Source organism: Mesorhizobium sp. WSM4846 (assembly GCF_055811415.1).
In genome coordinates this window covers 1-5972 of the sequence record NZ_JBVVPZ010000086.1, presented here as the reverse complement: position 1 = coordinate 5972, position 5972 = coordinate 1, and the positions used below count along the sequence as shown (strand labels likewise).

Annotated in this window: 5 protein-coding genes and 1 pseudogene; 4 read left to right on the top strand and 2 right to left on the bottom strand. The window is 53.1% G+C overall.

The window, feature by feature from the left end:
* Together AC0L15_RS33045 and groES are read right to left on the bottom strand one after the other, a co-directional pair.
* Nucleotides 1–266, bottom strand: a 266-nt coding sequence (locus tag AC0L15_RS33045) for a TCP-1/cpn60 chaperonin family protein (protein ID WP_473498385.1), incomplete at its 3' end; no start/stop codon positions are given.
* A 62-nt stretch (nt 267–328) separates the two neighbouring features.
* Nucleotides 329–625, bottom strand: coding sequence for a co-chaperone GroES (groES, locus tag AC0L15_RS33040; RefSeq protein ID WP_473498384.1), 297 nt, complete (start codon nt 623–625; stop codon nt 329–331).
* A gap of 1128 nt (nt 626–1753) precedes the next feature.
* On the opposite strand from groES, the pseudogene AC0L15_RS33035 reads away from it, so the two are divergent.
* The 4 genes and pseudogenes from AC0L15_RS33035 to AC0L15_RS33020 all read left to right on the top strand — a co-directional run.
* Nucleotides 1754–2077: pseudogene (locus tag AC0L15_RS33035) on the top strand (twin-arginine translocation signal domain-containing protein); the annotation flags it as partial.
* Between the two features lie 312 nt (nt 2078–2389).
* Nucleotides 2390–3595: a hypothetical protein gene (locus AC0L15_RS33030; protein WP_473498382.1), complete on the top strand. Its 1206-nt coding sequence runs from the start codon at nt 2390–2392 to the stop codon at nt 3593–3595.
* Nucleotides 3592–4038 (top strand): three component ABC system middle component, encoded by a 447-nt coding sequence (locus AC0L15_RS33025; RefSeq protein ID WP_473498380.1) that lies wholly within the window; start codon nt 3592–3594, stop codon nt 4036–4038. The genes AC0L15_RS33030 and AC0L15_RS33025 overlap by 4 nt, the downstream gene beginning before the upstream one ends.
* On the top strand, nt 4035–5894 hold the full coding sequence (locus AC0L15_RS33020; RefSeq protein ID WP_473498379.1) for a DUF3732 domain-containing protein: 1860 nt from the start codon (nt 4035–4037) through the stop codon (nt 5892–5894). Before AC0L15_RS33025 ends, AC0L15_RS33020 begins: the two co-directional genes overlap by 4 nt.
* The last annotated feature ends 78 nt before the right edge of the window (nt 5895–5972 follow it).

Genomic DNA, 5972 nt, shown 5'->3' with positions numbered 1-5972 from the left:
GTGCCGTCGCCGGCGATGTCGTTGGTCTTCGAAGCAACTTCGCGGACCATCTGCGCGCCCATGTTCTCGAACTTGTCGGAAAGTTCGATTTCCTTGGCGACGGTGACGCCGTCCTTGGTGATGCGCGGTGCGCCGAACGACTTGTCGAGGACGACGTTGCGGCCCTTGGGGCCGAGCGTGACCTTCACAGCGTCGGCGAGGATGTTGACGCCGCGCAGCATGCGCTCACGGGCATCTCGAGAAAATTTTACGTCTTTGGCAGCCATTTTTAGCTCCTGGCAAGGGCCTGAATTGAGCCCTGGGATTTAAGTGAAGGTGAGGCCGATATTCAGCCGATGATGCCCATGACGTCGGATTCCTTCATGATCAGAAGGTCTTCGCCATTGAGCTTGACTTCGGTGCCCGACCACTTGCCGAACAGGATGCGATCGCCGGCCTTGACGTCCAGCGGGACCAGCTTGCCGGTTTCATCGCGGGCGCCGGAACCAACGGCGATGATGTCGCCTTCCTGCGGCTTTTCCTTAGCCGTATCGGGGATGATGATGCCGCCGGAGGTCTTGGATTCGGATTCGACCCGACGAACGACCACTCGGTCATGCAGCGGCCGGAAATTCGACTTTGCCATTTTGGATATCCCTGGTGCGGAGGTTGAAAGGTTCTCCGTTGCCGGAGCGTGGTTAGCACTCGCCAGTGGAGAGTGCTAACGAGGCGCTGAAATAGGCTGTGGGATCGTACTAGTCAAGACGGACGAGGGGACGGCCGAAGAGCAAAGGATTTGGAATCGGTGCGGAAGCCTCGCCCCAGTTACGGTGCATCCAACTGCCTAAGCGAGCGTTTCGGCCGTAAGCTCTGGGCCAACTTTCGTCTCTGTTTTGAATGTGAAATTATGTGAAATTAATTGCCGAGCAGTCGGCCGGAATCGATGGCCAGCCAAACAGTCTTGAGCTTTTTGCAATTCATCATAACCTAAGTGGCATCGCCAAAAGGAATCGATGGTCTGCAAATGCCTGCCGAAGCGCCTGGCAATCCTAAAGCAAGGCGCTCGCAATTTGCTTGTTCGGTAGGTTCCGATCAGCAGGTCGTGAGGAATGCTCGTTTTGACGACGATGTTTGGGATTTCGTGATCGAGGTGGATTGTTTCCGTGGTGAGGTTTGCGTCGGCGATTAGATAGACAAGATGGCGCGCCCGTCCAGTGCGCCTGCCGCGCGAATCTCTCCCTGCACGAATTCCGCCGTGAACGCAGCGCGTTGAGCCGCAACGGCACCGGAAAGCCTTGACGATCATGCCGGGTACTGGCGTGTGCTGCGATGTTGTAGGTGGTCACGCGGGCCTTGACGTCATCGCGATCGGAAGACCGAGAGTTCCATCGGCGTCACAGTTTGCGTTACGGTTGTGGCCTCGGAGTTCACAAGACCGATCGAGCACCGAGACGTTGGCCAAGAGGTAAGAGCTTCGTTCGGCCCTTTCAATTGCTCTGCGGCATCTCCGGAGGGAACAGACAGGTTCGCCGCAATAATCTGCGGCTCGCACCCTCAGGGCCCTCACGCCGGTTTACCACCCTCGTGGGCGCCCCACGCCGATTTGACCATAAACCGAGATTAAACGGAACTGTGCACGAGGAAGGGAAAGAACGCCGATTTCCTGCGTTAATAGCAGGATTTTGACCCTAAAGCGCTCCAATGAGTGGATATTGTCGAAATAGGGCTTCGATATGGGCCACAGGGAATACCCATCCGAGTGAGGAGCATCTCAATGTCGCAGGAACTCGACTATCTCAGCCGCCGTTTAGCTGCGGGTCGGCTGAGCCGACGTGAATTTCTAGGACATGCGACGGCGCTCGGCGTTTCAGCCACGTTCGCAAATTCGATCCTCGCCAGCGCTGCGCGCGCATCTATGCGTACTGTTCCAGTTAAGCGCGTTTACGAGAGACCTGTACTGACCCCGCTGGGCCACATGGCGCAGGTCACTCAGAAATCAGCGGCTGAGGGGCCGGTTCGCGGCGGTGTCATCGGGGGCGGCCTTAGTGGTGCTGGGGCAGCCGACAGTCTCGATCCGGCGACGTCCTCGACGGTTATATCAAGATCCTGGATATGATCAGGCGCTTACCCAACTGAAGGTCATTCTGCGAGCACCTTTCACTGAAAGCGGACATACTCGCCACCTCCGCACAGGCTGAGTTGGACAGAAAGTTGCAGAGTCCTGCCGGTTCCGGACGGGACGAGATTTATTCAACCGAACGAGAATATCCAGATTTTCCTTAAATACCCGAGAAGGCGAAGTCAGCGACTGTATCGGTTAAATTGATATGGATCTTATGGCAGCTGCTAGGTGTCGGGGTAACAACTTGGGGCGTGTTCTCTCGAATTCTGTTGGTAAGCCATGAGCGGAATGTCGCGTGTCGATACGACTAGTGCAGAAGATAAATCAATTGGTTTCGACTACCAGTATTATTACTTTCTCAACGAGTTACTAAATCTGAAGAGCGGCCAAGTCGTGGGCTTGGAGGTTTTAGATGATGTTCATGTCGAGCGCCCCGACGGCACTAACTTACTTGTCCAGCTGAAGCATACAGTTCAGACGAGCGCACAAGGCGTTCCGATCAACCTTACGACGATGGACAGTGATCTCTGGAAGTCGATTTCGAACTGGTGCAAATTGATCATCGACCCGGCGGATGGACGGGCGTCCGTGGATTCTCAGCTTGCCTTTCTTAAAAAGACCAGATTCCTGCTCGCATCCAACAAGTCAGAAAACGACAAAAACGCCCTTCTGATATCCATTGAAGCCTTCAAAGCTACCACCAAAAGTCATGCTGAGCTTGTTGCTGATATCACGTTGCTCAAGGCGAAAAGCAAAGACCGGGTGATTCAAGGTTACATCGATGACGTGCTCTCACTCGGCGCCGCCGTGTCAGAGAGGTTTTTTGAGCACCTGTCGTTCGCTTTGGGGAAGGATGAAATCATCAATCTATGCAAAGCGTCCATCGCTGAAAAGCAGATACACCAGTCACGTATTGACGACGTTTTTAACGCCGTCGACTCCGAGGTGCGGCAAAATTCCTTCGCCACCGTCAAGGCGGGGAACAAGATCACGATTAGCTTTGACGAGTTCACTCAGAGGTACCGACGGCATTTCGATAAGGCCCGGAGCGGTGCTCTGCTTTTCAGGGAATTTCCGCCTGTTCTGCCGGACAATCTGTCCGACCAGACGTTCATCAGGCAACTGGTGGATATCGATGATATCGCGGCGGATAACATTGAGTTTCATACCAAGTTCACCACTAGGCGTCTGCACTTTCGCGATAACCTGGAGCGGCTGATCCAAGACGGAGATATCACTCAATCCGATATCGACGCTTTGGAGGATGAAGCTGGCATTATGTGGGAAGGCAAGTTCCTCCAAACTTATTCGGGTCAACGGGCCGCTGTTGACGAGGGTGCATCTGCCCGCGGGATCCTCGGAGACTTGCGGCTGAGAAAGCTCACGCTCGCTTCGCAGGAGCTTCCGCTATCCATGAGCAATGGCGGATTCTACGATCTTTCTGATCGTCCGGTGATCGGCTGGATAAGTACCTGGAAAGATCGCTACAAGTGAAGTTCGGCTCATATTACAATAACCTCGGGGTCAATTCGTTTGCTATCTCTTCAGTGTTGAAAGAGGCTGGATTTTTAACGCTTCCCAAAATCGCCTTGATCTTGCCCGTTGTTGCACATCGCGAGATAGTGAAGAAGCTTGGACACGGCAAATTTCGCTTTGTCAGCTTTGAGCAGTATCTAATCGATAACATCGAATATTTCTACAATTTCAATGAACGATACTTGGCATCGCTCGCCCCGACAGTGAATGCTCTCCAGTTTTTGTGTGAAATTGGTGTAATTCAACTGAAAGATGACGGAGCGGTAATCGCGTCTGCCTTACCGTTCGATGCGTCCATGGGCAAACGCGCCGAGCGCGTGCAGCGTGCGTCAGCCAACATAGCTGCCCTAGTCTCGGGCAAGGCTGAAGTTTTCTACCTCAATGCGAGGATCGAGCTATGAAATTCTATATCGAAAGCCTGCAACTCTGGCTGAAGACCGAACATAGACGGTCCGTTACGTTCCTGCCGAACAAGGTTAATGTGATCACCGGCGAAAGCCACACCGGTAAGACGGCGATCTTGGACATCGTCGATTACAGCATGTTCGCGAGCAAGCATCGGATTTCAGAGAGCATAATCAACGAAAATGTCGCTTGGTACGGGCTGCGCATTCATGTGAATGAAAAAGTCTATACGCTTGCGAGACGCGCCCCGGTGGGGACGACCCCGTCGCCCGATTACCACTTCTCTTCAACAGGAGAAGTGCCAGACTCTGCGCCAAGCCCGAATATCAGCGAAAGTGTCTTGAAGAAGCTATTGAGCGCTGATTTCGGCATCGATCAGGACGTCAAAATTCCCTTTGGTGGGAGAACGCTGCAGGCCAATTCTCGGGTGTCGCTTCGATATTTCCTGCTCTTCAACACAATCTCACAAGACATCATCACGCATAGCGACCAGTTTTTCGACAAGCAGAACCAGGCTCGCTACCAAGAGGCGTTACCACGCATATTCGATATTGCTGTGGGGATCGACACAGTCGAAAACATATTGAAGCGAGAGAAGCGCGCAGAGTTGGAGCGTAGCCTTGCCCGCCAGCAAAAGCTGTCGGCTAAAACGGAGGAAAAACGCGAGCAGTTTAATGCTCAGCTGGCCGAAACCGTCGCTCGGGCTAAGGGGTACGGGCTCGTTGCCGAGGATACAGACGCTGATGCTTCAGTCACCGCATTGAGGCGAATAGTGACAGAGCGGGAGAGTGGACCCGACCTGCATGTGTCGGCAAGGTATGATGAAATTTCCTCACAGATATACCGGGTTTCTCGGAAGATCAGGGGGCTCCGTAGGTTCGCTTCGGAATATGGGAACCATAAAGCAACCCTCAAGGAAACAGGAGATAGCCTCCAGCCTGTTGAGTATCTGATAAGGAATTTCGAGGAGACGGTTCGGACATCCGTGTTCGACGACATCTTCAGAAACCTTTCCCAGGGCCTACAGGAAATTAAGGACGCTACTGCTCGAAAGACTCCGCTGGACAGCAATATCTCCGAAATCATCAAAGGGTTGGAATCTCAGGGCGAGAAGCTTGGAAAGGACCTTCAAGCTCTACCTGCCGAGATGGAAAGCTTCGAGAGCGACAAGGATAAGTACATCTTCATCGGCGAAACGAAGGCCAAGCTTGAGCTGTATAGCGATCCAGAGTCAGACAAGGCTCCAGACAACAGCGAGTTGATCGCAAGCATAGAAGCTCAAATCGAAGACCTTGCTGTAGCACCTGTCGAGGACCGGAAAGAGCTATTTACCAGGGCCCTTGATGAGGTAATCCAGGATTACATCTCGCTGACGAAGGCGGCGCTCGGAAATTATGGCGATTATCGTTCCGCATTCAACTATTCGGAAAAGAAGCTTCATCTGCGCAAGCCTAAAACAGCTGCGACCGAGAACGTCGGTAGCAGTTCCAATCACATGTTCCTTCACCTGTTCCTGTTCCTTGGCTTGCACGAATTGATTATGCGGAACGACGGTATTCACGTGGCTCCGTTCCTGATTATCGATCAGTTCTCCAGGCCATACTGGGGCGAGGATGATCAGAAGGACGGGAAGGGCGAGAAGGACGTCGACGAGAGCGACGTCGCGAAGGTGAAGTTGGCACTGGGGCTTTTAGACCAGTTCATCAGTACGGCAAATGAAATGGGTAAAGAGTTCCAGATGATTGTCTTCGAGCACATCAATCCGCGATATTGGGATGGGCTCAAGAATGTGCACCTAGTTGAAATTTTCCGAGATGGAAACGCCCTGATTCCGGTTTCCAGGCTGGACTAGACTAGTGTCCGTCCATAAACGGCAAGTTGTTGAAATTACTTGAGGAATCGTAGTTTTCCGCAGGAAAGCTCCGGCGGT